The following is a 25,167-nucleotide window of genomic DNA, read 5'->3' as shown; positions in this document are numbered from 1 at the left end:
GGCCGTTGGTAACACCTCCCTTTATTACCTGTATCTGTTATTATATTACCATAATTTCCTGTTTTGTAAATACAATTATATGCATATCTCTTTAATTGACAGTTTTAAACGCGCAATTTATGCAATATATATATTTTTATATAAATATAAAAAATAAGTTTATAAATCATTCAACTATCCTTCTTGTTATGCTATACTGAAGTTGCACAAATGGCTGCTTCCATCTGTAAAAGGGGGGACTTTCTGTGAATAAGAAGAGGGTATGCACCTGTATTACAGCCGTCCTGCTCGCCGTCTGCCTGATTGGCGTCGGCTTGTTTTTCCTAAACAAAAAAGGCCCCTCGCCCCTCAGGCCCGGCGAGGCAAAGTACGACTTTGCCCCAAGCCGGGAACACTGGGCCCAACTGATGGCCGAGACAGAGGGCCGCCCCGTCCACTCCGCCACCGGCCTTATTTTTGGAAGAGGGGGGTACATCGGTTCTTTTTCAGTAGCCATAGAGCCGAGATTTCAAAAAAAAGACTACAGCGATGACGATTGGGAGGAAATCAATCGAATCGCAGAAGAAGACCCCGGCACTGTGTATTCCAGTTGGTATTACACCGATATAGAGGATCTGAACGGAAAACCGCTCTTTTACCTGGACCCCTGTCTGTTTAACCTCTACCATTTTACCTATGCCAGTGAAAACATCCCCGTCACCGTCCACTGGGTGGACGATGACCGGGGCAACCACCTGCTCCTGGGGATCGAGTCCCCCGAGATGGAGGAGGCCTACCGCGCCTTTTGGCTGGAGCAGAACGAAAAAAAGGGCGTCCGCCCCGAAATCGACGAGCTGAACATGGGCCTCAAGGGAGACATCATCGACGAATAGCAGCCGCACAACAAGAGCGCGCGCCTTTTCGCACCGGGCGAAAGGACGCGCGCTCTTTGGCGGTCTCTCAATTCAATCTGTCCCCTACCACTCGATGCGCTCCACCAGCCGCACCCCGTTTGCCTGCATCGAGGCGGCGAAGACCGCGTTGTAAAAATCGCGGTTGTGCACCCCGGGGATGTCAAAGGTGTCCACGCAGTCCAGGGGGACCACCACGTCCAGCGCCCGCCCCTCGGCGTTGGCGTAGGCCTTGCAGGTGGTCGCCAGCTGGTAGACGCAGATGTCGGTGACGCAGCCGGTGACGATCAGGTGCCCCACCTCGTAGCGGTCGAGGAGCTCCTTGACATACCAGTTGAGAAAGCCGTTGGTGGAGGCCTTCTCCACGATCTTGATGCCTGGCACCGCGGCGATCTGCTCCACCACCTTCTCCTCCCCGCTGCCCTTGACGCAGTGGGGAGGGTAGGCGGAAAACTCGGGAGAATCGTCCCGGTGGCAGTCGGTGTAGGCCAGGGTGTAGATCTGCCTCTCGGCGCAGGCCCGGGCCAGGGCCGCCGCCCGGGGGACCACCGCGTCAGCGTAGGGGCTGGCCAGGGCCCCCCGGCGGCAAAAGCCCACGTTCAAATCCACCACCGCGCAGACAGTCCCCTCGGCGGGGAAGTCGTCGAGGCGGGCGGTGGGCAGGTCGCGCAGGCTTTCCTCCACCTGCTTGGCGGCCTCGGCAAAGGCGGACGGGTAGTCGATGGCGTGCAAATCCATGGGGCGTTTTCCTCCCGTTTTTTCTTTTCAGTATACCCCTTTCGCTCCCCTTTTTCAACCGGCTGCGCGCCGGCACAGACCAACTGCGCAAGAGCGGTGGACGCCCCCGCCCCGCCGGGGTATACTGGTGCCAGATCAAAAAAGGAGGGATGGCCGTGGAGGTGGAGATCAAATTGCAGCCCGGCCTGGCCGAGCCCCGGGCGGTGATCCACCTGCGCTTCAAAAAGGGGGGACGGGGGCCTTTATTTCCCGCCGGTACGTGGCCCGCATCAAAGAGCGGCTGGGCCTGTGAGAGAGGGGGCGTTCTCTGTAAACCGTGCAAAAAAAGCGGCTGTCCGGGCCGTCGTCGGCTTTGGCTGGGGGGGCTGCACCTCCACCGCCATCTGCCACTTCATCTCCCTGGGGGTGGGGGAATACTGGCCGGTGACCCCCGAGCTGTTGGCGGCCTTGGGGGCGACCTGCTGGCCGCCGTGGGGCTGCAGCTGCTCACCTCCGGGCTGCTGGGGGCCGTCTGCGCCGCCATCTCGGTCTTTTTTGAGGTCGAGCGGTGGAGCCTGGCCCGGCAGACCGCCCTGCACGGCTGCTGTTGCACCGCCGCGGTCATCGGCACGGCGGCCGTCAACCGCTGGGTCGCCCTGAGCGCCGCCGGGCTGGCCAGCTACCTGGTCGTCTTTCTGGGCATCTACCTGGTCCTCTGGCTGGCATTGGCCCACCACTGGCGGCAAAAACTGCGGGCCATCAACCAGGGGCTCAAGGGGCTTTAAGGGCCCCAGATACAGAGCGGCGTTGCCGGGCAGCGCCGCTCTGTTGTGTTTGGGGACAGCGGGAGGGGATCAAATCCCCCTCGGTTGGGTGTGGGCCTTTGCCCCCGCAGCGGCTACTTGGAGTGTGGCGGCACAGCGAGGGCGCCTGCCCAGCAACCGGGTGGTCGCGCGCGCTCCCCTGGGCCAAAGGGGGACTGGGCCGCCGGCCCCATGGCGACAGGCGAACAAGGGGTCCCGCCTTTTCAGACGATCTGCCCGGCGAGCCGGCCGCCGCCAATCCACTGACAGCGGCGGGGGGCGGTAAAGGCGCCGCACGGCGCAGTGCCGGCGGACTGTCAAAAAAAAGGCAACCGGGTTGGTGGCGGTGCCGCTCGCCCAAGCCATTTCGGGGAGGGGCGTTGTCGGCAGCCCCAGGGATCGCCGCAAGCCCGCGGTACACCACTCGACGGCGGCCCGCGCAAAAAATCACCTGTCACCACGCGATCCCCGCCGAACAGTCCCGAAAAGCCGTTTTGACAGATGGGCCATCCCATCCGCACTGCACCGCGCCCAAACTGCGCCAAAAATCCCCCGCCCACTCCCGCGATCTGCGCGGTTGGGCGGGGGATGCGTTTCACTTGGCAACGGCATTTTCGGCACAGCGGCACAGACTAGACCCGTCCGCCCCCCTCGTCGTCCCCAAAGGGGAAGAGGCCCAGCTGTTCGTCCCGCTTGCCCACGGCTTTGGGCGGCTTTCGCATGCGGCTCAAGGCCACCAGGATCAGCGCCACCACGGCGATCACCGCGACAAAAATCAAACCGTACTTGATCCACAGACCAACGCTCACGGTCCCTCCTCCTCTCAGCCGCACTGGGCGGCAGTCAGTCCCGCTTCTGGGCCGGGCCCAGCAGGCGGGCGATGGCATAGCCCAAAAAGAGGGCCATGATCACAAGCCCCGCCGTCACGTACCAGCGCCCCAGGGGCGCGCCGAAGGCGGCGGCGATGACGGCCGGGGCAAAGACGGCGGCCACCGCGGCCCGCAGAATGACCGCCGCGTCCATCCGCCGGACGTAGTAGCCCCAGTCGCTGTTCCCGTCATAGCGCAGGGGGGTGCCCCAGAGGGTCAACTCAGGGCGCTGGTAGATGGGCTCTTGGGGTTTCCCCCCCGGCTCGGGGTGGGCGAAGACCGCCGTAAAGCCCTGAAAGACCGTCAGTGCCAGGTAGGCCACCCCGCCGATGCGGGCGGAGGTGGGCAGCCCCTCGGCCGCCACCCTCTGCCAGTTGATCCCCAGGCAGAGGGCGCAGAGCCCGACACAGGCGAGACCGCCGGTCTCCCAGATGCGCTGAAAGCGGTTGTAGCGATAGCGGATGCGCACGGCCTCCCCTCCTCTCTGTCTCCCCCGGCGGGCGCGCTAGCGGGCCCCGTCGGGCTTTTGCCCCTTCAGCTTTTTGAGGGCGCGGTCGATCTCCCGGTTGGTGGGTTCCTCGTAGTTGGGGCCGTAAAAGAGCTGTTTGCCCGGCCGGTCTGTCCGGTCCAGCGAGCGGGGCGCCCCCTTGCCCACCCGGCCGATCAGGCAGGGCAGCAGCACCAGGGCCACCAGGGCCAGCACCAGCACGGCGAGGTAGAACCACTCCTTCCCGCTCAGGCCGGCAAACCAGGAGAGGGAAAACCCGCCCTCGCCCAGAAGCGCCGGCGCCAACAACAGCCCCGCTCCAAAGAGGAAACAGAGCACAATGGCCGTCGTCTTCCACACTTTTTTCATCTCAAACCCTCCTTTGTTCGGCCCCTTATTTTTTCAATTTCTTTTCAAAATGGGGTCTCCCCCTATTTTGTCCCTCCATCCGCCCGGGCGGGTAGCTGTCGTATCCGTAGAAGGACCAGCCTTCGCCCTTGGCGGCCTTGCCGGCGGACAGCTCCCGGCCCTGGGTGGCCCGGCCGATGAGCCCGGCGATGACCAGCAGGAGAAGCAGAATGCCGCCGATGCCCGCCACGATCCCCAGCAGGTACCGCCACTGCTCCCCGCTCAGGGGGACGCCGCGATTTTCCTCCAGCTGCACCGTGTAGAGCAGGTAGCCAAAGCCCGTCAGCGCCCCCAGCGCCAGCAGGGCCAGCACCGACCGCCCAATCCACTTTTTTGCCTTCATCGGGAAACACCTCCCGCCAATTGGGGCAAACTGCTGTTGCCGGTGGATTTCTAGCTTTAGTATATACCCCTTTTTCCCAAAAGGGTATCTCTTTGGCCCCGAATCAGCGCTTTGTCCGGAAGGGGTGTCACAATTTGTCGATTTTGCCGACACTGCCGCTGCCCACAACCAGTTGCGGCGCGGGCGCGAAGCCGCGCTAGCTCCCCCGCCGCCCGGCGTGGGCCGCCAGCGCCAACAGGGCCAGCAGAAGCCCGGCCCCGACCGGCTGCGCCGCGGCGGGGGACAGGGGGGCCAGGCCGCCCCCCAGCTGCCAAAAAAGCAGGGCCGCGCCCCCCGCACCGGCGCCCCAGGCCAGCAGGCGCCCCCCCTTCTCTCGCATCTGTCCACCCCTCTTTCAGTCGGCGCAAGCCCTCTCTGGGGAGAGTTTGTCCCCTCCGGTGGCGATCATACCCCGGCCAAAGGGGGGCAAGCTATCTGCAAAGGCCGCCGCAGCACTGCCCCCAACGGCGGCCCGCTTGGGGAGAGGAGGTGAGAGGATGACCGAGAGAGCGCGGGAGGAGCGGCGCAAAAAAGCCGCCCAAAGCCGCATCATCACCGACCCCCAGGGCTCCTGGACCGGTGTGCCCCTGAACCCGGACGAGACGCCGGTGCAGGACGCCGACGATCTGTAAAAGGACATTATCGCCAAATCAAAACACATTTCTTTAGCTCTTTTATGCATATACAACACCCTGCAAATTTGCTATACTACAGATGCAGAAACAGATTCCGATGAAACGGAATCCTCCTATTTCTCACCTTCTTTTCATACTTTTATCTTTTCATCCCACAGGGAAAAAGGCCCCACTCCGCGGGGCCTTTTTCCTTTTGTCGTTTTGTCCGCCCCCGGCGGGGAGGGCAGCGCCCCCAGCCCCTGGCAAAGGGGGCCGGGGGCGCATTTTTTTAGAGGGGCGGCCCTACACCAGGTACCACACCCAGAGCCAGCACTTCACCGCCCCTTCCAGGGCGGGGGCCGGCTGGCCCCGGCCCCCGCGGCGCGCGGCAAAGGCAAGGCCGTCGCCCCCCGCCTCTCCCTCCAGGGCCAACTCCTCCCCGCAGGGGGGATCGCACCGCCAGACGCCGCCGATGGGGGCCGAACGGGGGGGCAGGGGCAGCCCGGTGAGCCGGAAGCCGGGCTGGCAACCATCCAGCTCCACCTCCCCGGCCAGGGCCACAAAGTCCCCCTGCCGCCGCCAGATACAGGACTGCCCGGTCACCCGGCAGCCCTCCCCCACAAAGGCGCAGTCGCCTCCCGCCGCCGGGGCGTAGTCCACCCCCGGCCGGGCTGGGAGGGGGACGCCGGCGGAAAACCGGGCCAACCCCTCTAAATCCGCCCCCAGGGCGGCGGCTCGCTCCGCGCCCCCCAACACCGGCCCCTGGGGGGCAGCGCCCCAGGTGTAGGGGTAGTGCTGCAACTTCTGCAGCCACTGGACGGCATCCAGGCCGGCGCAGTCCGCCGGCACCGCAAAGAGAAGGGCACAGTCCAGGTAGCCCCGCCCCGCCGCCACCGTAAAGGTCAGGGGGGCCGCCGTCGCCGCCTCCAGGTGGAGGAGCCCGGCGTAGAGGGTGAATTTGCTGTTCATCCGCCCCATCTCCACCTGGCAGTCCCCCGCGGCGGCAAAGAGCCGCCCCGCCCCCCGGGCCACCGCCGCCACCAGGTAATCCCCCGGCTGCCAGCCCAGGGCGTCCGCCGTCCTCAGGGTGTGGCCCAGCCCCACCGCCGCCCCGTAGCGGCCGTGCAAAGGGCTGGGCTGTTCGCTGCGCTCGGTGAGGGTCCAGCCCTCCTCCCCCTCCTCAAAGCTGGGGTTTGGCAGCAGGTTTCCCGGCAAAACCCCGCCCTGGGCCAGGGCCCCGGCGGCGCTCTCGGCGTCGGACGCGGCGGTGGATGCGGCAGTGGCCGCCGACTGGGCCGCCGCCGCATCCGCCTGGGCAGAGTTGGCACAGAGCTGGCTCTGTTCGGCCGCCTCGGCGCAGTTTCGGGCATCGGCCGCCGTCTGTCCCTTCGCCGTCTGGGCCGCCTGGGCGGCGGCCACCACCTCCTGCCGGTCGGCAGCGCAGAGCTGCTGGTACTGGCGGGCCTGGTTTTCGCTCTCGGCGGCGCGGGCGGCCGACTGGTTGGCCAGGTTGCCCGCGTTTGTCACCGCCGCCTGGGCGTTCTCGGCCCCCAGGGCCGAGAGGGAGGCCGCCTCCGCCGCCGTCTCGGCCCGGCGCTGGGCGGCGCTGACAGACTGCAAAAAGCTCTCAAACAGGCTCTCCCCCGCCTGGGCGATGGCCTCGGTCCGCGCCCCGGGCACAAAGCGCAGGGCGGTCTTGCGGGTGGCCAGCACCCGCTGCCCGTCCCGCCCCTCCAGGGAGAGGAGCACCTCGTCCCGCAGCCCCTCCAGGGAGCAGTCCAGTTCCAGCACACAGCGCACCGCCCCCTCCACCCGCTCCGATCGGGCGGCGGCCAGCTTGTGGCAGCCGGCGGCGCTCTCTAGGTTGGCGGTGAAGGAAAAGCCGTCCAGCGCCATCCCCCGATAGGGGTCGGGCAGGGTGAAGATCAGCCGGTCCACCCCCTTCTCCCCCTGAATCAGGGGCGGGGGCGTCCCCACCTCCAAGCCCTTGTCCTCCCGCACCGCAATTTGGTAGTCCATCTCGTCTCCCCTTCCCTCTTCCCCGGCCGGGGCTCAGTAGAGCCGGGCCAGGGCCTCTTCACTGGTGTAGGCCGCCGGTATCTTCAGGTAGTCTGCCAGGGCCCTCGTTTTCTGCGGGTCCCCGTCCACCTGGGCGTAGAGCCAGCGCACCTGCTGTTGGTAGCCAAAGCTTCTGCCCCGCTCCTCCCCGCCGCTCTCCTTTCCCCGGCTGTACCCCAACAGGTACTGCTTGTGGCTCTCGGCGGCCAGGGAGCGAAACTTGCCGCTGGTCTCGTCAAAGGCGGCCGCGGCCTTCTTCTGGGCGCTGGAACCAGCCGCCTTCTTCTGGGTGGCAGACCCGCCGCCCGCCGAGCGGCCAGCCTTCTTGCTGGCGGCCAGCCGGGCGGCCTCCACCTTGGCCTGGGCGCGGATGCGCTCGATTTCCAGCTTGTTTTCCTCCTTGATGCGCAGTTCCTCCTGGCGCTGGGCCTCCTTGCGCGCCCGCTCCTGGGCGGCGGCCCGCTCGGCGGCGGCCCTCTCCTCCTCCTTGCGCACCCTGTCCTTCAGCCTGTCGCGCTCCTTCTCCATCCCCCTCACCCGGGCGTCATAGGCCTTTTTGGCCTGTTGCCCGTACTGCTGGCGCAGGGCGCTGTCCGCCTCGCCCCGCTGCCGCTCCAGGTAGGCGCGCATGGCCCGGCCGTAGCTGGTGTCCGCCCCGGCGGCCCGGGCCCGGTCGTCGGCGGCGGCCCCGTCCTGCCGGGCGGCGGTCTGCTCTTTGCCCGCCCTTCGCTGGCGGATGTAGGCGGGGTCGTCGTCCACCGCATAGGTGAACTTGGTCTCCTCCAACTGCTTGAGGACCCGCTTCAGATCCTCTTTATAGCCCATCTTCCATCACCTCGACAATCCGCCCCTCTTTGATTTGCAGCCAGGTTCCGCCCAGCCGCAGTTCGCCGGTGTAGCCAGCCGTCTCCGACAAGCGGGCGGCCGCCCGGTTCACCGGCCCGCCGCCCAGGGTCTGGGCCAGGGTGGGGCTCAAATTCCCCGCATCCAGGTTTTGCAGGGCGTACTCCAGCTCCTTGCGCAGCCGCAGTACCGTGTTTTCCAGGGCGGCAATTCGCTCCTCCGCCCCGCCGGAGGAGAGGCGCGCCGGCGACAGGTTCACCATCCGCTCTCCCCCCCTTTGACCTCCACGGCCATCCCCGCCACCTCGGCGTCGGGGCCGCAGCGCAGGGTGAAGAGCCCCGGCTCCCTGCCGCCCCGGGCCACAAAGCAGCGCAGCAGGGCAAACTCCCGGCTGTGGCTCTCGCCCAGGGGGCGGCCCTCCCAGGCGGCGGCCACCTCGCCCCGGCACTCCACCCGGTACTCCTCCCAACTGCCGCCGGCAAGGCCGGTCTTGACGCCCACCTCGTAGGCCTGCCGGGGCCCGGCGAGAAACCGCCAGCAGACCCCCTCGCCCCAGTCCAGGCCGTAGACCTGCCCGCCCTCGCAATAGAGGCGGTCGCAGTGCAGCCCCTCCTCCAGCTCCAGCAGGCAGCCGTCCTGCCAGAGGTAAACGCCCTCCGGCGCGGCGATGAGCAGCCCCCCGCCAAAGGCCTGCAGGGCGCAGTCGTCAAACCGCCAGCCCAGGTGGCCGAGCAGGTCGCTGACCCCGCCCCCCTGGTAGAGCCAGACGCGGTTTTGGGAGAAGAAGTAGAGCCGGTCGTCAAAGGCCGTCAGGTGCCGCGGCTCCTTTACCCCCAGCCCCGCCACCTGGGTGAGGGCGAAGTTGGAGGGCCGGGTGCCGTAGAGCTCGAAGAAATCCCCCTCCCGAAAGAGCACCAGGTGGTTTTGAAAGGGGAGCAGGGCGGTGAAGGGGGCGTCCTGCAGCGTTAAGGTAAAGGCCCCGTTTTCCTTGGGGGAGCCGTCGGGGTTTTGAAAGTCGTCCCAGCAGTTCTCGTTGCCCACCGAGCTGGCCAGCAGGGTCCCCCCGCGGATGCCGAAGACCCGGTTTAAAAACACCGCCGCCCAGTCGATGGCCGGGGCGCTGAAATTCCCCGCCTCCCCCCTCTCCCGGTCGATGTAGACCCGGTCGGGGAAGAGCAGCAGCCGCCCGCCAAAGGGCACCGCCGACTTCTCCCCGGCGGCGATGGGGGCGGCCAGGTCGACGCCCTGCCAGTAAAGGCGGTTTTGGGCGATCATCCAGCCCTCGCCGCACTGGGTCAGGCCGGGGGCCCGGCGGGCCTCCACCTTTCCCCTGGCCCCCACCAAATGCCCCTGGGGGGTGATCTCGCAGCGGCGGCAGCGCTGCAAATACCCCCCGGCGGGGGCCAGGGCGCTCAGCCCCCGAAAGGGCCGCACCGCCCGCCGCTCCCCCGCGAGGGGGCGCAGATGGGGCATCCTCATCCCTCACACCTCCGACACAAACCGCTGCCGCGACCCGCTGAGGGTCTGCACCGCCGCCCGGGTGTACTGCCCGGTCAGGCTCTCCAGCAGGGCGCTGTAATTGTTGTACCCGCCGATGTTTCCCCGCCAGAGTTCCAGCTTGGCCAGGGCATAGTAGAGGTAGCACCCGGCGTAGCCGTCGTCCAGGGTGAGCTCGCTCCCGGGGGCGAGGGCGGGGGGCGGGCGGCGGTAGACCACCCGGGCCCTCTCCGCCCGCCGCCCCGGGGGGAGAAAGACCCCGTCGCTGGACTTGCAGGCCCGGCCGGTGCCGGGGGTCAGGGCCAGGGGAAGGCCGTCCACCTGCTGCACCATGTAGGGGCGCACCCCCGCGGGCAGCTCCACCCGCCCCTCGCCGTTTACCGGCAGCCACTCGCAGGCAATGCGCAGGGGGTCCTCGGCGCAGAGGCGGGCCTCGGCCTCCTGCAGCAGGGCGAGGATGGCGCTGTCGGGCAGGGTGGAGGGATAGGCCTCCTTCACCCGCGCGATCATCTCCCGCGCCGTCACCGCAGCGACCCCTCACAGCGGCCCATCAGCGCCCTTGCCGCCTGGCGCTGGCGCTCGGCGTCGCGCAGGGCCAGGGCCACAAACCGGGGGACCGCCACCGGCTCCCCCCGGCGGATGATCCAGGTCTTGCCGTTGACGATCACCACCGCGTCGTCCCGGTACTCCCCCCCGTCCCGAAAGAGGGTCACCGGCACCAACTCCCGCAGAAAATCCCGCTTTGCCATCACAGCATCTCCCCTTCCCTGGCGGCGGAGGAGCAGCTCTCCACCCGCACCAAAAAGGGCTCGCTGAGGATGGCGGCGGTCTTGGTGGCCTTCCAGCCCACGGTGGCCCGCTGGTCCAGGGGGTCGGCGCTGCCGGCGCTGCCCAGCTGCTTGATGATGGTCTGCAGGCCGCCGCCCTCCACCTCGGTCACCCCGTAGGCGTTGGCCCCAAAGATGAGGGTGGCGTAGACGTCGGCACCACCGGCTCCCGCCTCCCCGCCGTAGACGGGGGTCCCGGCCGCGGCGGTGCAGGCTCTGTCCAGGGTGAGGGCGCTGCCCTGTTGGGAGAGGATGGCGTAGCACTCCCCCCCGACGAGCAGCTGGCGGCCGGTCAAATCGCCCCCCAGGCTCTCCTTGACGGTGAGGGTGCTCCCGCTGGCGCTGGCCACCTCCAGCCGCTCATGCCCGTCCAGGGGCGGGGCCTGAAAGACCTTGGCCTCGGTGGTCTCCACAAACCGCACCCCGAAGAGGCGGCCGATCTCCCCGTCGTAGAGGTCCTTGGGGTCATAGCTCTTGACCTGTTCCCAGAGGGGGTCGGCAGTGAGGTCGTGGGCCACGTTGGGGTGGATGATGGCGATGTAGCTGCCCTGAATGGGGGCGGCCAGGTTGTTTTTCAGGGCGGTGACCGCCCGCTTCACGTCCTCCACTGTGAGGTAGTCGCTCCCGCTCTCCGCCCCGCCCACCAGGGTGTGGCGGGCCAGCTTCTTCCCGGCGTAGAGGACGTTGTGTCCCCCGCAGATGACCTCGCGGGTGATCTGGTCCAGGGTGCGGCCGGCCTGGTCGCCCAGAATCTCCTGCGCCTCCAGCAGGTTCTGGTCGATGGCGGTCAAATCCAGCATGTCCGAGACGCTGACGTAGTCGCCGTACTGGCTCACCGTGGCCGAGAGGGTGGACCAGTCCAGCTTCTGCCCCGCCGGGGTGACCCCCTCTTCCAGGGGCTTTTTGGCCGGGGGAAAGGGGTTTAACTTGCGAAATTCCACCGTCTTCCCCCGATTTTGGGGGATGGGCTTTTTCTGCGCGAACTGGTCGTGCACCAACCGCGGCCTGGCGTTGCGAATGAGTTCCTTGTCGTAGTAGGTCTTCATCTGGGCCGAGAGGATCTCCTGGCCCTCCCCGGTCTGTACCGTGGTGTTCACCTGTTGCTCCATCTTGTCTTCCTCCTCGTGTCGGGGCGGTCTCCCGCCCGGTTGTCATCCGTTCCCTCTGTCCTCCTAGATGGCGCTTCCCCCTCTCTCCCGGCGGCCGCTAGAGGCGGATGCGCCGCCCCCGCTTCACCGCCCGGCTGATCTCCTCCAGCTGCCCGTCCGTAAAGGCGGACACATCCTCCCCCAAAACCCCGGCAGGGTCCCCCTCCAAAGCCCCCTCCCGGGGGCGGGCCGGGGGCTGCCACCTCTCCAGCACCCGCTCGGCGTAGCAGGCCAGGTAGCCCGCCAGGGGGGAGAGCCCCTGGGCCAGCAGGGAGACAAACTGCCGGTTGCCCGCCAGCTCCTCCAACCCCACCCCCTCGGTGAGGGAGGGGGCCCGCCGGCAAACGGCCTCCCACTCCCCGGCAAAGGCCTCCTTAAACTCCTCCACCAGCTGGGGGCTGGGCAGTTCCAGCACCTCGTCCAGGCTGGCCACCCCCAGGTGACGGGCCACCTCCTCCCCCCGGGCGGCCCACCGGGCCCGCTCTCCCTCCAGGGCGGCGTCCACCTCCCTGGCAAACGCCTCCTCGCTGTCAAACACCCGGTAGGGGGCGTCCCGCTCCTGCAACTCCTCCCCGGCGGCGTCCCCCGGGACCTCCGTCTGGAACACACTCTCCTCGTCCATCTTCTCCTCCTTCTCTCCCGGCGCGCCGCACAGGGCGGGGCCGGGAACCCTCTCTGTCAAATATCTGCCAGGGCGGCGGCCCCGGCGCAAAAACTGCCTCTCCCGGGCGCTATGCGCTCCCCCCTCTGGCCCCTCTCCATCCGCCGCCAGGGCCTTTTTCCCATCCGTCAAAGGGTGGGGAATGCAGAACTCGCTTTCCCAGGCAATGCACTTTCTCTCCGGCCCCTCTCTGCCTGTCGCTGGGGCCCTCTCCATCGCCTGCCGAAAAAGGGAAGGCATGGCCAACTCCCCAACAGCCGTTTTCACACCGGGCAGACGTCCTCCCCCCGCCCCGTCCCCTCCGGGACAAGGGGAGCCCCTTTCTCACCCAGCCCGTCCAGCGCCTGGAGGATGGCCTCCTTCCCCTCCAGGGCCAGCGCCTGCACGCAGGCCCTGGCCCCCTCGGCCCGCCCGGCCTCAAAGCCCCCCTGCTTGTACAGGTCCAGCACCAGCTGGTTGTGGGCGGCGGTAGTGAAGGGGTTTTTCTTCTGGGCGGTGATCTTGATGTCCAGGTGGGGGGTCACCCGGGCCCCCTCCAGGGTCAAAAAGTCCCCGCCCACATAGAACAGCCGGGGCCCGGTGTAGAACTGGCGGATCAGCCAGACCATCTGTTCCACCACCTCCCGAAAGGCGCGGTAGCTGCCGGCGATCAGGTCGCGGGAGAGCTTGCTCCCCGCCTCCTGCAGGGCGACAATGGCCCCGTAGGCAGTCACCCCGCCGGCGACCCCGCCGGTCATAAAGTCCTTGTTGCCCAGCACGTCCTTGAGCTCGGCGATCTTCTGGTCCCGGTGGGCCTGCACAAAGCCAGGCAGGGGGGCCGCCTGCAGGGGGCGTACGGCGCTGTCGTCCACCGACAGGTCGCAGCCGATGAAGTTGCGGGAGAGGTCGGCCAGCGCCCCCTCGTCCACCCCGGCCCCGTTTTTCACCAAGAACCGCTGCCGCCCGGCGATCAGGGCGTTCTCCTCAATGAGGTAGTCCAGCCGGTCGATATAGCTCTGGGTGGAGCGGCCGATCTCGGCCATCCCCATCCCCAAGGGGGTGCCCGCCCGGGGGATAAAGGGGTCGAGCACAAAGGGGTAGCGCCCGTGGTCGTAGAGCCCCCGCTCCCGGTAGGCGGGCTCCTCCTCCGAGCAGTAGAGCAGCCGCTCCCCCGAAAATTTGGCCAGCTGCACCGCCGTCTTCCCCCCCGGCAGGGGCCGCTTGTAGTAGCAGTCCACCAGAGCCACCTTCCCCTCCAGCTCCCGCTGGCCCTTGCCGGCAAAGTAGTCCCGGCAGGTGAGGGCGGGCTGGGGCCACTCCCCCCCGTAGCGGCGCTGCGCCTCCTCCCGGGGCAGCAGCGAAAGGCAGAAGAGGTAGGGCGAATCCTGAATGCTGGCCGCCCCCGGCGCGAAGTAAAGCCGCATCAGCTCGATGTTCTTCACCTGGATCTCCTCGCGCTCCGGGTCCCAAAACACCCCGTAGCAGCCGGTTCCCTGCTTGAGCTTGTACCACCACAGGTCGCTGTACACCCCCTCAAACCCCAGCTTGTCCAATAGCACCGGCACCACCCGGCCCAGCAGTTTCGCGCCCTCCCTGTCCTCCGGCCGCCGGGGCAGAAAGAGGGGCGTCGGGTAGTTGTCCATGGCGTCGGCGTGCTTGTTCCAGATGGCGTTGAGGAGGAAGGGGGTCTTGGGCTCCCGCCCGCTGAGCTGCCCCCTCTTGATGTACTTCCAGTGGTTGCCGCAAAAGTAGTCCTCGTTGACCAACACCTCCCGGTGAAACCCCTCCAGTCCGTCCCGGTACCGGCGCAGCGCCCTGCGCATCTCCTGCAATCTCTCCAATTTCTCCCTTCCTCTCCTCTTTCTCTGTCCCGCCCGGTGTCCGGGGGGGCTTCCATCTGTCATCGCCGGTCGAATCGCAGCCCAGGCGGGGCCCGGCGGCCAAGCGCCCCCAGCGAGCGCAGGCGCGGTTAAACGGCAAAAACTCTCCTGCCGGGCCCAGTCCAAGCCACTCCCGCGGGGCCTCTTTCCCCTTTCAAGCGGGGTTGGCCACCCCACAAAAGCAGGGCCGCCCCCTGTCACAGGGCCTTTTCCCAGGGCGGCGGAATCCCCCTCGGCGAAAAGGGGGACAGGGCCGCCTTCCCTCTGCCTCCCGCCGCAGTGAGAGCGCGGCCACCACCCCCTCAAAACTAGGCGGTCCGCCAGCCCTTCCCCCCGCGGCGGCAACGGCAAAGAGAGACAGCCAATACCCTCCTCGCCACAGCGTCCCCTACCCCGGCCAACCCGGCGTTTTGCCGACCAACATCCCGTCGTAGGGGCCGTTCCCCCGCAGCGGCGCAGGGTCGATCTCCAGCGGGCCGCCCCCCGGTGGGTGGGGCCGGGCGGGGGGCGGCGGGGTGTAGAGGGGGTTTGCCATGCAGACATACCGCGCCTCGTCGTAGACGTGGTCCTCCTGGCCGCTGTCCACGTCCTCCGGCCGCAAAGGGTCGTAGCAGAGGGCGGGCAGGGTGCGGATAAAGGCCCGGCAGCAGGAAAAGACATAGAGCCCCGCCAGCCCCTGCCCGTCAAAGCGAAGCCGGGCGTGCAGCTGCATCTTTCCCGGCAGGCGGCGGTTGTCCCCCTTTTCGAAGTAGAGCCCCTCCCTGGCAAAGAGGGCGGCCACGCACCCGTCCTCCCCCCGGCTCTCGTCGAAGATGCTGGGGTCGGCCACCCCTACCACCCGCCGCCCCGCCAGGTTCTCCCGCTCAAAGGCCGCCACCTGCCGGGCCACCGTCCGCGGGTCCAGCCGCAGCCCCCGGTCCGCCTCCCCCGGGCGGCAGCCGTAAATCTCAAAGAAGCGGTAGAGCACCCCGTCGGGGGACTTGGCCCAGTACCCCACCGAAAAGGGGCGGGTGTACCCCCAGTCAAACCCCCGGTACACTGTCCAGTCCGGCGGCAGGTCGAAGGGGTCGATGACGTGGCTGAACCGCCGGCTCCGGTACCCCGCCGCGTCGTCCCGAAACTCCTCGAATACCTGGCCCTCAAAGGCGTTCCAGTCCCCCAGCAGGAGGGCCCGCCGCAGGGCCGGGGGCTTTTGCTCCAGCTCCTCCCTGTATCCGGGGGCCAGGTGGGGGTTGTCCGCCACGGTGGCGGGGATGTACTGGCGGGTCTGCCCCGCCTGGCCCTGGCTGCCCTTCCCGCCAAAGGCCCGCACCTCGCCCGGGGGCATGGGGTCGATGAACCGGGCCCGCACCCAGGCGTGCCCAATCCCCCCGGGGTTGGCGGTGCACCGCACCCGGGGGGTGACCCCCAGGCTGGCCTTGGCCCGCAGCCGGGTCTTTAAGTAGTTGTACTCCCCCTCGGTGAAGTGGGTCAGCTCGTCGATGTAGAGGCGGTTGATCTCCGCCCCCTGGTAGCGGTAGCAGTCGGCCATGCTCCGGCAGTGGCGAAAGTGGAGCACCGAGCCGTTTGCCAGCTCCAAATCGTGGGTGGTCTGCCGCAGGTTGCCCGCCCCCGGCGGCAGGGATTCCATCACCTCCCGCAGCAGGGTGTCCCGCAGCTCCGGGTAGGTGCGCCGAAAGAGGTAGCTGTGCACCCCCGGGTGCTCCAGGGCGTCCACCAGGGCCTCCATGGCGATGGCCTTGGTCTTTCCCCCGCCAGCCGCGCCGCCGTAGAGCACCTCAAAGGCGGCCGAGCGGTGAAAGGCGGCCTGCTTGGGGGTGGGGCGGTAGTCCAGTGTCAACTGCATTTTCCCGCCTTCGGCCGGGGCACCTGGTGAACCACCTCCACCCCGCCCGGCTTCCCCCCGCCGCCAAAGAGGTCGGGCAGCAGGGCCCCCAGCAAAAGGGTGAGCATCTTCTCGCTGGGGGGCAGGTACCGCCGCTGCCGGACAACCTCCACCCGCTCCCGCTCAAAGACCTTTTTGCCCCCCTCGTACTCCACCTCTTTCAGGGTCACCGGATGCTCCTCCTCCACCCAGCGGCCGGTGGCCTGTTCCATCGCCGCCTGAAAGAGCCGTCCCTCTGCGGTGCGGCGGTTTTGCCGCAAAGCCTCCCCCAGGGCGGCGTCTCCCCTGGCCCGGGAGCGCAGGGTCTTCTCCCCCACCCCCAGGGCGCGGGCGATCTCCCCCAGTGTCGCCCCCCGGCTGGCCAGCCCCCAGACCGCCCGCAGGTCCAACGCCTGCTCCTGTCCCCGCGACCCCCGCCCCTCCGGCGCGTTCTCCACTGTGACCCCTCCTCTATCCACTGTAAAACAAAATCCATTCAATTTATTGCCGATTTGCAACCCTCAAGGAGCTCCTCCACAGGGCGAGGGAGAGCCTCCCCCCACAGATGGCATCCGGCGCCTCCCCACCCCCGTTCAGCCCCCTGCAAAACCGGTTCTCCCTTGCCCCGGCAGCCCCGCCGTCCACTCGTCTCCCTGTATCTGCCTGCAGGTGAGCGGCGACAGCCCGCGCCGGAAAGGGGCCAGCTTATCCGCAGTTCCCCCAAGAGCGCGCACCGCCCCCCAAACCGCCTTTTCCCTTTACCGGACATCTCTTCCCCCTGTTTTGCGGGGCCTTTTCCACCGTTGTCAAATGCCCTTCACATCGCCAATTGCGGCTCCCGTCCACCGCGCCCCTGCCGTCGCCGCCCCCTTTTCAGCCAGCCGCCCTCCCCCGCAACAGACTGCCGCCACGCCACATTGGAAGAAAGCAAAAGTTCCTCTGAAAACAGCCCGCCCCGCCCCCATTTCCAACCCCTCACCCTGCCAAGCCCTCTAAGCAAAGGCCATCAAAACCAACTCTTTACCCCTCCCCCTTCTGGGGTCACCCCCTAGAAACCGGGCCGCGTCTCCTTCCGCGCCCGGTCCGCAATTCCCGCTCTCACCAAAAAGGCTGCCAGTGCCACTCCATCCCCCCTCCCGCAACAAAGTCCAAAGTATCAGTTCTTTTAAGCAACTATATTATCCCATTATTGTTTCTTAAAGTCAACGAGTTGAGGGGTATTGGACGCCCTGAACCGCTTTTCCCGCCCGCCTCTGTCCCCCCGCCGTCGTTTCGTTTTTCTGCAAAAATGCGCAAAACGCCGTTGCATATTTGCAAAAAATCTGCTACACTGTGGGTATCCTGGGGAAGTTGAAACAACCGTCCCCCATTCCCGGCGGGCTCTGTTCCCCGCCTTTGGAGGAGTGTCCTATGACCATCAACGAAAAGATCAAAAACCGCCGGCTGGAGCTCGGCCTCTCCCTGGAGGACGTGGCCCGGAAACTGGGCGTCGCCAAGAGCACCGTCTACCGCTATGAGACCGAGGAGATCAAGAACATGGGCGCCGACAAGATCGCCGCCCTGGCGCGGGTCTTGCAGCTCTCCCCCGGCTACCTCATGGGGTGGGAGGGCAAAGACAGCAACCTCTACTACCACTTCAAATCCATGACCGAAGATTTGGACCTGTCCGAGGACGACATCGACTTTCTCGTCACCATGGCCCAGAAGATCGCCCGCAAAAAGGGCGAGGGTGGCGGCGATGCCGGGGCCTGAGGCGATTCGCGGCCGCCAGAGCCTCTACCGCCGGGTGGACCAGATCCGCGGCCAGCTCCCCGCCGGGGACCTGCTCTACACCGCCCAGGCCCTCATCCCCGTCTACTTTCACCCCTTTGACGGGCGCTGTCTGGGGGCTGTGATCATGGGGGAGGACTGTATCCTGGTCAACTCCTCCTACCCCCGCACCGCCCAGCGGTTCTCTCTGGCCCACGAGATGATCCACCTCTTTTTGCACATCCGCCCCCACGCCTCCCGGGGCCGGTGGGACGAGTGGCAGGCCAACGAGGGGGCGGCCCAGCTTCTGGTCCCCTACCAGAGCTTTCTGCCCGAGGTGGCCCGCCGCCGCGCCCTCTACAGCCAGGACCGCCGCGCCCTGGAACGGCTGCTGGCAAAGCGCTACGGGGTCAGCCCCACGGTGATCCGCAACCGCTTTTCCGACCTGTGCGCCCCGCTGGAAAACCACCTGGCCGGCTGCCCGCTGGAACAGGTGTTTTCCCCCGGGGGCAGGGCGCTGCGGCCCGCCAGCGGCAACATCGACGTCTTTCGCTGACCCCCCGTTTCAGGGGGGCAGGCCACGGCCGGCGGCTCCGCCGGCCGTCCCGTCAGCACACACCGCCCGTGCCGGCCCACTCTTCGCGCGTCCGGCCGCAGAGGGGAGGAGACCGCCCTGTGACACCGCCCATCAACCCCGCCGAAACGGCGGCCTTCTCCGGCTACCGGCCGGAGAAGTTCCCCTTCCCCTACACCCCCGACAGCCCGGCCTACCGCGCCCTGCGGGAGGCCCTCTACCGCGCCGTGGTCGCCGCCTGCCAGGCGGGCCGCCGCACCTTTCTCTGCGGGATGGCCCCCGGCTTTGACACCCTGGCGGGGCTGCAGGTCCTCAGGGCCCGGGGGGCAGGGTGTGGGGCGCGGCTGGTCTGCGCCGTCCCCCACGCCGGGGTGGCCGACCGCTGGCCCCGGCCGGACCGGTACGCCTTTGAACACCTCTGCCGGGAGGCGGGCGAGGTCGTCACCCTCTCCCCCCGCTACTTTACCGGCTGCTTTCACGCCCGCAACCGCTGGCTAGTCGACCGCGCCGGTCTCCTCATCTGCTACCACTGCGGGGTTCCCGGCGGCACCGCCTACACCGTCCGCTACGCCCAGAGCAAGGGCCTCCCCATCCAAAACCTGGCCGAAGAGGGGCCGGTGCAGCTCACCCTCGCCCTGTAAGCCCCGCTCAAAGGGCAAAATCCGCCGCCAACCTCCAGACAAAAAAAGAGAGGACGCGCCTGCGTCCTCTCTTTTTTTCGTCTCCCTATCCCTCCAGGTGCCGCTCAAACCAGGCGGTGATCTCGTCGAGCCGGCGGATGCGGTGCTCGGGTTTGCCGGAGCGGGAGAGCTCGTGGTTCTCGCCGTGAAACACACACATCCGAGTCTCCACCCCGTGGAGTTTGAGGGCGGTGAACATCTGGTACCCCTCGGGGATCCAGCAGCGGTAGTCCTCGTCCGAGTGGATGAAAAGGGTGGGCGTCTTGCAGTTGTCGGCGTACTTCAGGGGGGAGTGCCACCAGAGCTTCTCCGGGTCCGACCAGGCGTCGGCGGCCATCTGGTCGGTGCCGAACCAGTAGCCGATGTCGCAGATGTAGGTGAAGCTCAACCAATTGGAGATGCTGCGCTGGGAGGCGGCGGCCCGGAAGCGGTCGGTGTGGCCGATGATCCAGTTGGTCATAAAGCCGCCGTAGCTGCCGCCGGTGACCCCCACCCGCCCCTCGTCAATGGCGGGATAGCGCGCCAGCACCAGATCGCAAAACTGCATCAGGTCGTCGTAGTCGTAGGTGCCGTAGGCCCCCCGCAGCTCCGCAAAGGCGTTGCCCTTGCCCTCGCTGCCCCGGGGATTGCAGTAAAACACAAAGTACCCCCGGCTGGCCCAGAGCTGCATCTCGTGGTAATACACCTCGCCAAAGGCCGCCTTGGGCCCGCCGTGAATGTCGAGGATGGCCGGCCGCCGCTCCCCCTCCTTCACGTCGCGGGGGACGAGTACCCAGCCGTCCACCTCCACCCCGTCGGCGTCGGCAAAGGTCAGGTGCTGGGGGGCGATGGGGGGATACTTCTCCAAATAGGCCCGGTTGAAGGCGGTCACCGGCTGCAGCTGGTCCCCCTCCACCCGGTACACCTCCTGCAGGTTTTGCCCCACCATGGCCACGCAGAGAAGCCGCCCGCCGCAGACCGAAAAGCCGTCCACCGAGCCGGAGAGGTGCACCCGCTCGGCAAAATCGCCGCTCTCCAGCTCCAGGGTGTAGAGGTGGGCGGAATAGCCGTCCAGCCCGGTGAAGTAGAGCTTGCCCCCCTCGCAGGCAAAGGTGGTGCAGCCGCCCAGCCGGCAGTCGCTGGCCACGGCGTCGCAGAGGCTGCGGTCCCGGTCAAGCAGGGTCTGTACCTCCCCGGTGTCGGTGTCCAGGCGAAGGATCTCCGGGTTCTGGTTGATCCCCCAGCGGTCTGTTTTGGCCGCCGCCAAAAAAACGCCCTCTTTGGCCATGGCGAACTGCAAAACGGTGTACTCCCCGCCTAAAAAGGTGCGGGTCTCGCCGCTGTCCAGGTCGTAGAGACAGAAGGTGTGGCCCAAGGGCTGTACCCCCTCAAATCCCTGTACCGTGTAGCCCACAAACCGCCCGCACCCGGCGACCCGGGCCTGGCAGACCTGTTGGGTGGGGGCGGTGATGGGCGCGCAGGTCCCCGCCTGCGCGTCAAAGAGGTAGAGGCGGCGGCGCTTGCCGTTTGTAAACCCGGCCCCGTTGCCCCAGTAGGGCAGCTCGTCGATCACCTGGTAGTCGCCGGCCCAGCGGTCCTCCTCTGGGGGAGCGGCTTCGTCCCGCTCCCCCAGGGCGGTCACCAGGTAGCGGCTCCCCCCGATCCGCTGCAACTCCACCGCCTTGAGGGGGACGGTGAAGGCGGGAACCGCCTCTCCCCCGCAAAGTGGCAGACGGTAGTAGGTGGTGGCGTCGGTCTGCTCCTTTTCGGCCTTGGTCCGCGCCGCCGGGAAGAGGAGGTGCCCCTCGTCCTCCCACAAGAAAGCCCGCTCCTCCCCGCCGGCAGTGAGGGGGCGCACCGCCCCCTCGTCCACCAGCCAGAGACGGCTGTCATAGCCGTTGTCCCCGTTGGCCCGGCTCACCACCGCGGCGGCGTGTCCCCCCTCCGGGGAGTGGCGGAGCGCGGAGACAAAACAGATCTCCCGCAGGCTGCCGGAAGTCATCTTTTCCAATTGCATTTCCCTCCATTTGGCGTTTGTTTGCCTGTTTTTTGGCCCCACAGGGCAGCCGGACCGGCAATCCGCCCCGCCGCCCCAAACGGCCTTTCTCTCCCGCCCAGCACACAGGCCGGCCTTGTAAGAGAATCGCCCTCCTCCCGAACAGCGGCGCCTCATCCCCTAAATCAGCGGGCGCACCGCCCGGGAGAAGAGGGAGACAAGGGCCATGATGGCCCGCTTTTTGGGCGTCACCGGCGCGGGCTCCACCGGGCCGGGCAGGTAGCCGCCGTCCGGCCCCACCTGGGCGCACTGGGCAAACAGCCGCTCCAACTCGCCCTGCAAAGCGCGGCAGAAGGCCGGGCTGTCCACCACCAGGGCGGTCTCGGTGTCGATGGAAAGGCTGCGGTCGTCCAGGTTGAAAGAGCCCACAGCGGCGATCCGGCCGTCCACCGTGCAGGCCTTGCCGTGGATGGAGTCGGCCCGCTGGTACTCCCAGAGGGCAAAACCGGTATCCAAAAAGGCCTCCTTGCCGCACTCGTACCCCGAAAAGGCGGGGAAGTTGGGGGAGGAGTAGGCCGAGTTGGTGAGCAGCCGCGCCCGCTGGGCCCCGCCCGCGATCTGCCGCAGCGCCTCCAGCAGCCGGGGGTTGGCGGTGGCGTAGGGGGTCTGTATGTCCACCTGGCGCCCCCCCTTGAGCAGGGCGGCCAGGGTGGCCCCCAGCACCGGCGGCTTGGGCCCCGGCATCACCGGATTGGCCACCAGGGTGACCCGGTTGGCGGGGAGGGTCTCCTCCCCCGCCGGGCGGGCGGGATGGCAGTAGTCGGGCCAGCGCGCCTCCCAGCGGGCGGCGATCTGCCGCAACCGCCGCTGGGCGGCCCGCCCTCTCGCCGGGTCGGCCGCCCGGGGGACGGCGGTCTCCCGGGCCGACCAGAGGGCGTCCATGTACCCCCTGACCTGTAAGACGGCGCTCTCCCCGCCCCGCGGGGTGCCGGCGGCGGTGTTCTCCACCAGTACGTCCCGGTCGTAGGTGACCGGCCCGGCGTACCCCGGCGGGTCGCAGTACTCATCTCCCAGATTGCGCCCGCCCAGGAGCATCAGCCGGTCGTCGGCGACCAAAAACTTGTCGTGCAGCAGGGCGTTCCAGCGCCAGGGCCGCAGGGGGTCGACCGGGTTGTAGAGCCGAAAGCGGATGTTGGGGTGGCTCAAAAGGGCCACGGGGATGGCGCGGTGTTCCCCTTTCAGCCCGCCCACCTTGCCGTCAAAGAGGACCCGCACCCGCACCCCCCGGTCGGCGGCCCGGATGAGCTCGCCGAAAAAGGCCTCCACGCTCTCCCCCGCCTTGGCGCAGTGGCAGCAGAAGTCCAGGGTCTTTCGCGCCGCCCGCATCACCTCTACCCGGCGGGCAAACCCCGCCCGCGGCTCCTCCACCAGCAGCACCCGGTCCACCCCCTCCCCGTCGCCGCGAAAGGCGTCGGGGGGAAGGGCGGGGGCCGCCCTTTTGGGGAACCAGTAGGCCAGCACGCCCCCCGCCAGGGCGTAGCCCAGGTAGCCCCCCAGGGCAATGCCCGCCGCCCGGGCCAGCCGTCGGCTCATCGGGCGCTCTCCCGCCACATCCGGCGAAAGACCGGGATGTAGAGCCCCAAAGTCGCCGCCATCACCGCCGCGCAGAGGAGGGCGATCCCGTTTTGCACCCCGCCCGGCAGCCCCGGGAAGAGGAGGAGGGCGGCCGCCGCCAGGTAGAGGGTGGCGGTGCAGACCTTGCCAAACCACATGGCCCCGTCGAGCTTGCGCCCCCGCCGCAGCAAGAGCAGCCCCATCACCGCCATGAACCCCTCCTTCACGGCAAAGAGGGCCATCAGCGGCCAGAGGGCAGGGCGGCGCAGCGCCATGCAGAGGAGGAGGGCCCCCAAAGTGAGCTTGTCCGCCAGGGGGTCGAGGAACTTGCCCAGCTCGGTGACCATCTGAAAGCGGCGGGCGATCTTTCCATCAAAGAGATCGGTCAGCCCCGACAGGGCCACGATCCCCCCCGCCAGATAGTAGTCGGCCGCCGTCTCGGCGGTGGCAAAGCGCCAGACAAAGAGGGGGATGAGGAGGATGCGAAAGTAACACATGCAATTGGGGATGCTCAGCGCCTCCTTGAGGCGGGGTCTTTCCACAGGGGACCACTCCTTTTTCAATTGGTTTCCTCCCCTCATCTTAGCACAGCCCGGGGCGGGGGACAACTGCTGGGCCGGGGGGTTTCTCCCCCCGCCGCGGTTTCCCCCTCCCGACCCAGCGCCCGCCAGCCTCCAAATGCCCCTGTATTTCGCAAAGGCCCTTTCTCCCCCCGTCCCCCTTCGCCGCAACAGGGCGCTTTTTCCCGCCCTCCACAAAAAGCGCCCCCGCTGCCGTTTTGGCAGCGGGGGCGCGGCGAAAACACCACAGATCCAGGGAAAAAAGGCTTTCGCCCATCCCGAAATTCCAGCGGGATCAGACCATCCGCGCGGCCTTTCCCCTCTTGGCGGCCTGGGCGATGTTGAAGGAGTGGTCGCCAATGCGCTCCAGGTCGTTGAGCACCTCGTCAAAGACTAAGCCGGGCTCGGTCTGGCACTCGTTGCGGCGCAGCCGGGCCACGTGGTTGTCCTGGGAGGTGAGGACCAGCCCGTCCACCCGCTCTTCCAGATCGTGCAGCTCCCCCTCCTCGGCGTCGGTCAAGTCCTGGCGGAGGAAAGCGCCGATGGAGCGGTCAAACAGGTAGAGGTCGGCCTCGTAGATGGTCTCCAGCTCCTCAATGGCCATGGGGGAGTAGAGCAGTTCCCTGTCCACAAACATCTCGGTGCGCTCTAACAGGTTGAGGGCGTGATCGCCGATGCGCTCGATGTCGCTGACCACGTGGAAGATGCGGCTGACATAGAGGGAGATCCGCCCGGGCATCTCCTGTTTGGTGATCTTCACCAGAAAGTCGGTGATGCCGTGGTTTAGGTAGTCGATCAAATCCTCCTGGTCGCGGATCAGTTCGGCCTGGGAGACATCCGACTTGAGCAGCCCCTCGGCGGCCCGCACAAAGTTGTTGCGGGCGACCCGGCCCATCCGCTCCACCTCTTTTTGGATCTGGGCCACCGCCGCGCTGGGGGAGGTGGCCAGGTTCTTGTCGATGAAGAGGAGGCGGCGCTCGTCCTCGTGGGCCTTGCGGGGAACAAATTTGTAGGACAGCTTGACGATGCCGTCGGTAAAGGGCAGCAACACCAGCCCGGTGACCACCTTAAAGGCGATGTGGCAGAGGGAGACTTGCACCATGGGCACGGCGGTGAGCATCTCGATCCAGTCGGTAAAGGGGGTAAACAGGGTGATGGGCACAAAGAGGAGGGCGCCGATGACGTTGTAGATGAAGTAGATACAGGCCGCCCGCTTGGCGTTGTTCTTGGCGCTGATGGCCGAGAGGAAGGGCGGCACCGAAGAGCCGATGTTGATGCCGCAGATGATGAAGGAGGCGAAGTGGATGGGCATCAGCCCCTGCAGGGCCAAAGCCTGCAATACCCCCACAGCGGCGGAGGAGGACTGGATCACCGCACAGAGCAGCACCCCCACCAGCACCCCGACAATGGGGTTTTTGGCGGTGGTGATGAACTGCTGAAAGGCGGGTACATCCTTGAGGGCGCCCATGGCGCCGCTCATGGTGTCCAGCCCCTGAAAGAGGATGCCAAACCCCAGCACCACCTGGCCGATGTGCTTGTAGGTGCGCTTTTTGCAGTAGAGAAGGGCGGCCGCGCCGATGAAGATGCAAAAGGGCGCCATGGCCGAGATGTCCAGCGCGATGAGCACGCTGGTGATGGTGGTGCCGATATTGGCGCCGATGATGACGCCGGTGGCCTGGGCCAGGTTGAGGATGCCGGCGTTGAGAAAGCCCATGACCATGACGGTGGTGGCGGAGGAGGACTGAATGGCCACCGTCACCAAAACCCCCAGCAAAAAGCCCCGCACCGGCGTCCGGGTCAGGGTCTCCATCAGGTTGCTCATCTTGGGCCCGGCAGCTGCCTCCAGCCCGTCGCCCATGTACTTCATCCCAAACAGAAATGCGCCGAGGCCCCCCAAAAGGGCCAGAATGTTGCCAATTCCCATCGTCACACAAACCCACTTTACCACAATTTTAGGGAGGTTCCCCTCCCCGCAAGATCCGTCGGACTTTTCTTAGAATTTACATTCTTTTTACATGCATTATATATTTTAATGATATAGAAATTAGCCGGCAATTGCAATGGGTTGCCGACAAATTTCCACACAAA

At 67.1% G+C, this 25,167-nt stretch carries 27 protein-coding genes; 6 read left to right on the top strand and 21 right to left on the bottom strand.

The window, feature by feature from the left end; genetic code table 11:
* The first annotated feature begins 245 nt into the window (after positions 1–245).
* Positions 246–872, top strand: a complete 627-nt coding sequence (locus HJY11_RS12270; protein ID WP_208076244.1) for a hypothetical protein — start codon at positions 246–248, stop codon at positions 870–872.
* 84 nt (positions 873–956) lie between these two features.
* Here HJY11_RS12270 and HJY11_RS12265 read toward each other — a convergent pair whose 3' ends face one another.
* Positions 957–1,628, bottom strand: coding sequence for a cysteine hydrolase family protein (locus HJY11_RS12265; RefSeq protein ID WP_208076243.1), 672 nt, complete (start codon positions 1,626–1,628; stop codon positions 957–959).
* A gap of 155 nt (positions 1,629–1,783) precedes the next feature.
* Here HJY11_RS12265 and HJY11_RS12260 point away from each other — a divergent pair, with 155 nt between their 5' ends.
* Entirely contained in the window at positions 1,784–2,392 is a 609-nt protein-coding gene (locus HJY11_RS12260) for a DUF3021 domain-containing protein (RefSeq protein WP_208076242.1), read from the top strand.
* A gap of 650 nt (positions 2,393–3,042) precedes the next feature.
* Here the strand turns inward: HJY11_RS12260 and HJY11_RS12255 are convergent.
* The 5 genes from HJY11_RS12255 to HJY11_RS12235 form a co-directional block, all read right to left on the bottom strand.
* Positions 3,043–3,219, bottom strand: a complete 177-nt coding sequence (locus HJY11_RS12255; protein ID WP_208076241.1) for a hypothetical protein — start codon at positions 3,217–3,219, stop codon at positions 3,043–3,045.
* A gap of 34 nt (positions 3,220–3,253) precedes the next feature.
* A complete protein-coding gene (locus HJY11_RS12250; RefSeq protein ID WP_208076240.1) occupies positions 3,254–3,748 on the bottom strand; it encodes a hypothetical protein in 495 nt (164 codons plus the stop codon).
* A gap of 36 nt (positions 3,749–3,784) precedes the next feature.
* Complete coding sequence (locus tag HJY11_RS12245; RefSeq protein ID WP_208076239.1) at positions 3,785–4,135, bottom strand: hypothetical protein; 351 nt, start codon at positions 4,133–4,135, stop codon at positions 3,785–3,787.
* A gap of 25 nt (positions 4,136–4,160) precedes the next feature.
* Entirely contained in the window at positions 4,161–4,517 is a 357-nt protein-coding gene (locus tag HJY11_RS12240) for a hypothetical protein (RefSeq protein WP_208076238.1), read from the bottom strand.
* A gap of 196 nt (positions 4,518–4,713) precedes the next feature.
* Positions 4,714–4,896 (bottom strand): hypothetical protein, encoded by a 183-nt coding sequence (locus HJY11_RS12235; RefSeq protein WP_208076237.1) that lies wholly within the window; start codon positions 4,894–4,896, stop codon positions 4,714–4,716.
* Positions 4,897–5,053: 157 nt separating this feature from the next.
* Between HJY11_RS12235 and HJY11_RS15525 the strand changes: the two genes are divergently transcribed.
* A complete protein-coding gene (locus HJY11_RS15525; RefSeq protein WP_279571097.1) occupies positions 5,054–5,188 on the top strand; it encodes a hypothetical protein in 135 nt (44 codons plus the stop codon).
* Positions 5,189–5,473: 285 nt separating this feature from the next.
* Here HJY11_RS15525 and HJY11_RS12230 read toward each other — a convergent pair whose 3' ends face one another.
* From HJY11_RS12230 to HJY11_RS12180, 11 genes are all read right to left on the bottom strand, one after another.
* On the bottom strand, positions 5,474–7,189 hold the full coding sequence (locus tag HJY11_RS12230) for a hypothetical protein (RefSeq protein WP_208076255.1): 1,716 nt from the start codon (positions 7,187–7,189) through the stop codon (positions 5,474–5,476).
* Between the two features lie 33 nt (positions 7,190–7,222).
* Entirely contained in the window at positions 7,223–8,053 is an 831-nt protein-coding gene (locus HJY11_RS15520) for a hypothetical protein (RefSeq protein ID WP_208076236.1), read from the bottom strand.
* Positions 8,043–8,333: a hypothetical protein gene (locus HJY11_RS12220; protein ID WP_208076235.1), complete on the bottom strand. Its 291-nt coding sequence runs from the start codon at positions 8,331–8,333 to the stop codon at positions 8,043–8,045. The genes HJY11_RS15520 and HJY11_RS12220 overlap by 11 nt, the downstream gene beginning before the upstream one ends.
* Positions 8,327–9,550: a hypothetical protein gene (locus HJY11_RS12215; RefSeq protein ID WP_208076234.1), complete on the bottom strand. Its 1,224-nt coding sequence runs from the start codon at positions 9,548–9,550 to the stop codon at positions 8,327–8,329. The genes HJY11_RS12220 and HJY11_RS12215 overlap by 7 nt, the downstream gene beginning before the upstream one ends.
* Positions 9,551–9,553: 3 nt before the next feature.
* Positions 9,554–10,093 (bottom strand): phage adaptor protein, encoded by a 540-nt coding sequence (locus HJY11_RS12210; RefSeq protein ID WP_208076233.1) that lies wholly within the window; start codon positions 10,091–10,093, stop codon positions 9,554–9,556.
* Positions 10,090–10,317 carry a hypothetical protein gene (locus tag HJY11_RS12205; RefSeq protein WP_208076232.1) on the bottom strand — a complete coding sequence of 76 codons (228 nt, stop codon included), beginning with the start codon at positions 10,315–10,317 and terminating at the stop codon, positions 10,090–10,092. The genes HJY11_RS12210 and HJY11_RS12205 overlap by 4 nt, the downstream gene beginning before the upstream one ends.
* Positions 10,317–11,504: a N4-gp56 family major capsid protein gene (locus tag HJY11_RS15270; protein ID WP_243764489.1), complete on the bottom strand. Its 1,188-nt coding sequence runs from the start codon at positions 11,502–11,504 to the stop codon at positions 10,317–10,319. The genes HJY11_RS12205 and HJY11_RS15270 overlap by 1 nt, the downstream gene beginning before the upstream one ends.
* A gap of 97 nt (positions 11,505–11,601) precedes the next feature.
* Positions 11,602–12,165, bottom strand: coding sequence for a hypothetical protein (locus HJY11_RS12195; RefSeq protein ID WP_208076231.1), 564 nt, complete (start codon positions 12,163–12,165; stop codon positions 11,602–11,604).
* A 302-nt stretch (positions 12,166–12,467) separates the two neighbouring features.
* On the bottom strand, positions 12,468–14,024 hold the full coding sequence (locus tag HJY11_RS12190) for a hypothetical protein (RefSeq protein ID WP_208076230.1): 1,557 nt from the start codon (positions 14,022–14,024) through the stop codon (positions 12,468–12,470).
* Positions 14,025–14,451: 427 nt separating this feature from the next.
* The gene (locus tag HJY11_RS12185) at positions 14,452–15,909 is read right to left on the bottom strand and encodes a phage terminase large subunit (RefSeq protein WP_208076229.1); all 1,458 of its coding nucleotides are present in this window, start codon (positions 15,907–15,909) and stop codon (positions 14,452–14,454) included.
* Positions 15,900–16,385 carry a hypothetical protein gene (locus HJY11_RS12180; protein ID WP_208076228.1) on the bottom strand — a complete coding sequence of 162 codons (486 nt, stop codon included), beginning with the start codon at positions 16,383–16,385 and terminating at the stop codon, positions 15,900–15,902. Before HJY11_RS12180 ends, HJY11_RS12185 begins: the two co-directional genes overlap by 10 nt.
* 952 nt (positions 16,386–17,337) lie before the next feature.
* On the opposite strand from HJY11_RS12180, the gene HJY11_RS12175 reads away from it, so the two are divergent.
* The 3 genes from HJY11_RS12175 (at position 17,338) to HJY11_RS12165 (ending at position 18,891) form a co-directional block, all read left to right on the top strand.
* On the top strand, positions 17,338–17,679 hold the full coding sequence (locus HJY11_RS12175) for a helix-turn-helix domain-containing protein (RefSeq protein ID WP_208076227.1): 342 nt from the start codon (positions 17,338–17,340) through the stop codon (positions 17,677–17,679).
* Positions 17,666–18,232 carry an ImmA/IrrE family metallo-endopeptidase gene (locus HJY11_RS12170; protein ID WP_208076226.1) on the top strand — a complete coding sequence of 189 codons (567 nt, stop codon included), beginning with the start codon at positions 17,666–17,668 and terminating at the stop codon, positions 18,230–18,232. The genes HJY11_RS12175 and HJY11_RS12170 overlap by 14 nt, the downstream gene beginning before the upstream one ends.
* A gap of 119 nt (positions 18,233–18,351) precedes the next feature.
* A complete protein-coding gene (locus HJY11_RS12165; RefSeq protein WP_208076225.1) occupies positions 18,352–18,891 on the top strand; it encodes an SLOG family protein in 540 nt (179 codons plus the stop codon).
* A gap of 85 nt (positions 18,892–18,976) precedes the next feature.
* Here HJY11_RS12165 and HJY11_RS15265 read toward each other — a convergent pair whose 3' ends face one another.
* The 4 genes from HJY11_RS15265 to HJY11_RS12145 form a co-directional block, all read right to left on the bottom strand.
* Positions 18,977–20,911: an alpha/beta hydrolase family protein gene (locus HJY11_RS15265; RefSeq protein ID WP_243764500.1), complete on the bottom strand. Its 1,935-nt coding sequence runs from the start codon at positions 20,909–20,911 to the stop codon at positions 18,977–18,979.
* Positions 20,912–21,085: 174 nt separating this feature from the next.
* On the bottom strand, positions 21,086–22,498 hold the full coding sequence (locus tag HJY11_RS12155; protein WP_208076224.1) for a phospholipase D-like domain-containing protein: 1,413 nt from the start codon (positions 22,496–22,498) through the stop codon (positions 21,086–21,088).
* Positions 22,495–23,061, bottom strand: coding sequence for a CDP-alcohol phosphatidyltransferase family protein (locus HJY11_RS12150; RefSeq protein WP_368041592.1), 567 nt, complete (start codon positions 23,059–23,061; stop codon positions 22,495–22,497). The genes HJY11_RS12155 and HJY11_RS12150 overlap by 4 nt, the downstream gene beginning before the upstream one ends.
* A gap of 313 nt (positions 23,062–23,374) precedes the next feature.
* A complete protein-coding gene (locus HJY11_RS12145; protein WP_243764498.1) occupies positions 23,375–25,003 on the bottom strand; it encodes a Na/Pi cotransporter family protein in 1,629 nt (542 codons plus the stop codon).
* Positions 25,004–25,167: the final 164 nt, after the last annotated feature.

It is taken from the genome of Bittarella massiliensis (ex Durand et al. 2017), from assembly GCF_017566145.1.
In the GTDB taxonomy this organism is placed as follows: domain Bacteria; phylum Bacillota; class Clostridia; order Oscillospirales; family Ruminococcaceae; genus Bittarella; species Bittarella massiliensis_A.
This window is presented reverse-complemented; position numbering and strand designations above follow the sequence as displayed.

Bases quoted from the DNA above. Each gene is read 5' to 3' on its own strand.
- HJY11_RS12265 (WP_208076243.1), bottom strand. From the start codon at position 1,628: ATGGATTTGCACGCCATCGACTACCCGTCCGCCTTTGCCGAGGCCGCC.
- HJY11_RS12245 (WP_208076239.1), bottom strand. From the start codon at position 4,135: ATGAAAAAAGTGTGGAAGACGACGGCCATTGTGCTCTGTTTCCTCTTT.
- HJY11_RS12240 (WP_208076238.1), bottom strand. From the start codon at position 4,517: ATGAAGGCAAAAAAGTGGATTGGGCGGTCGGTGCTGGCCCTGCTGGCG.
- HJY11_RS12235 (WP_208076237.1), bottom strand. From the start codon at position 4,896: ATGCGAGAGAAGGGGGGGCGCCTGCTGGCCTGGGGCGCCGGTGCGGGG.
- HJY11_RS15525 (WP_279571097.1), top strand. From the start codon at position 5,054: ATGACCGAGAGAGCGCGGGAGGAGCGGCGCAAAAAAGCCGCCCAAAGC.
- HJY11_RS12230 (WP_208076255.1), bottom strand. From the start codon at position 7,189: ATGGACTACCAAATTGCGGTGCGGGAGGACAAGGGCTTGGAGGTGGGG.
- HJY11_RS15520 (WP_208076236.1), bottom strand. From the start codon at position 8,053: ATGGGCTATAAAGAGGATCTGAAGCGGGTCCTCAAGCAGTTGGAGGAG.
- HJY11_RS12220 (WP_208076235.1), bottom strand. From the start codon at position 8,333: ATGGTGAACCTGTCGCCGGCGCGCCTCTCCTCCGGCGGGGCGGAGGAG.
- HJY11_RS12215 (WP_208076234.1), bottom strand. From the start codon at position 9,550: ATGAGGATGCCCCATCTGCGCCCCCTCGCGGGGGAGCGGCGGGCGGTG.
- HJY11_RS12205 (WP_208076232.1), bottom strand. From the start codon at position 10,317: ATGGCAAAGCGGGATTTTCTGCGGGAGTTGGTGCCGGTGACCCTCTTT.
- HJY11_RS15270 (WP_243764489.1), bottom strand. From the start codon at position 11,504: ATGGAGCAACAGGTGAACACCACGGTACAGACCGGGGAGGGCCAGGAG.
- HJY11_RS12195 (WP_208076231.1), bottom strand. From the start codon at position 12,165: ATGGACGAGGAGAGTGTGTTCCAGACGGAGGTCCCGGGGGACGCCGCC.
- HJY11_RS12185 (WP_208076229.1), bottom strand. From the start codon at position 15,909: ATGCAGTTGACACTGGACTACCGCCCCACCCCCAAGCAGGCCGCCTTT.
- HJY11_RS12175 (WP_208076227.1), top strand. From the start codon at position 17,338: ATGACCATCAACGAAAAGATCAAAAACCGCCGGCTGGAGCTCGGCCTC.
- HJY11_RS12170 (WP_208076226.1), top strand. From the start codon at position 17,666: ATGCCGGGGCCTGAGGCGATTCGCGGCCGCCAGAGCCTCTACCGCCGG.
- HJY11_RS15265 (WP_243764500.1), bottom strand. From the start codon at position 20,911: ATGACTTCCGGCAGCCTGCGGGAGATCTGTTTTGTCTCCGCGCTCCGC.
- HJY11_RS12155 (WP_208076224.1), bottom strand. From the start codon at position 22,498: ATGAGCCGACGGCTGGCCCGGGCGGCGGGCATTGCCCTGGGGGGCTAC.
- HJY11_RS12145 (WP_243764498.1), bottom strand. From the start codon at position 25,003: ATGGGAATTGGCAACATTCTGGCCCTTTTGGGGGGCCTCGGCGCATTT.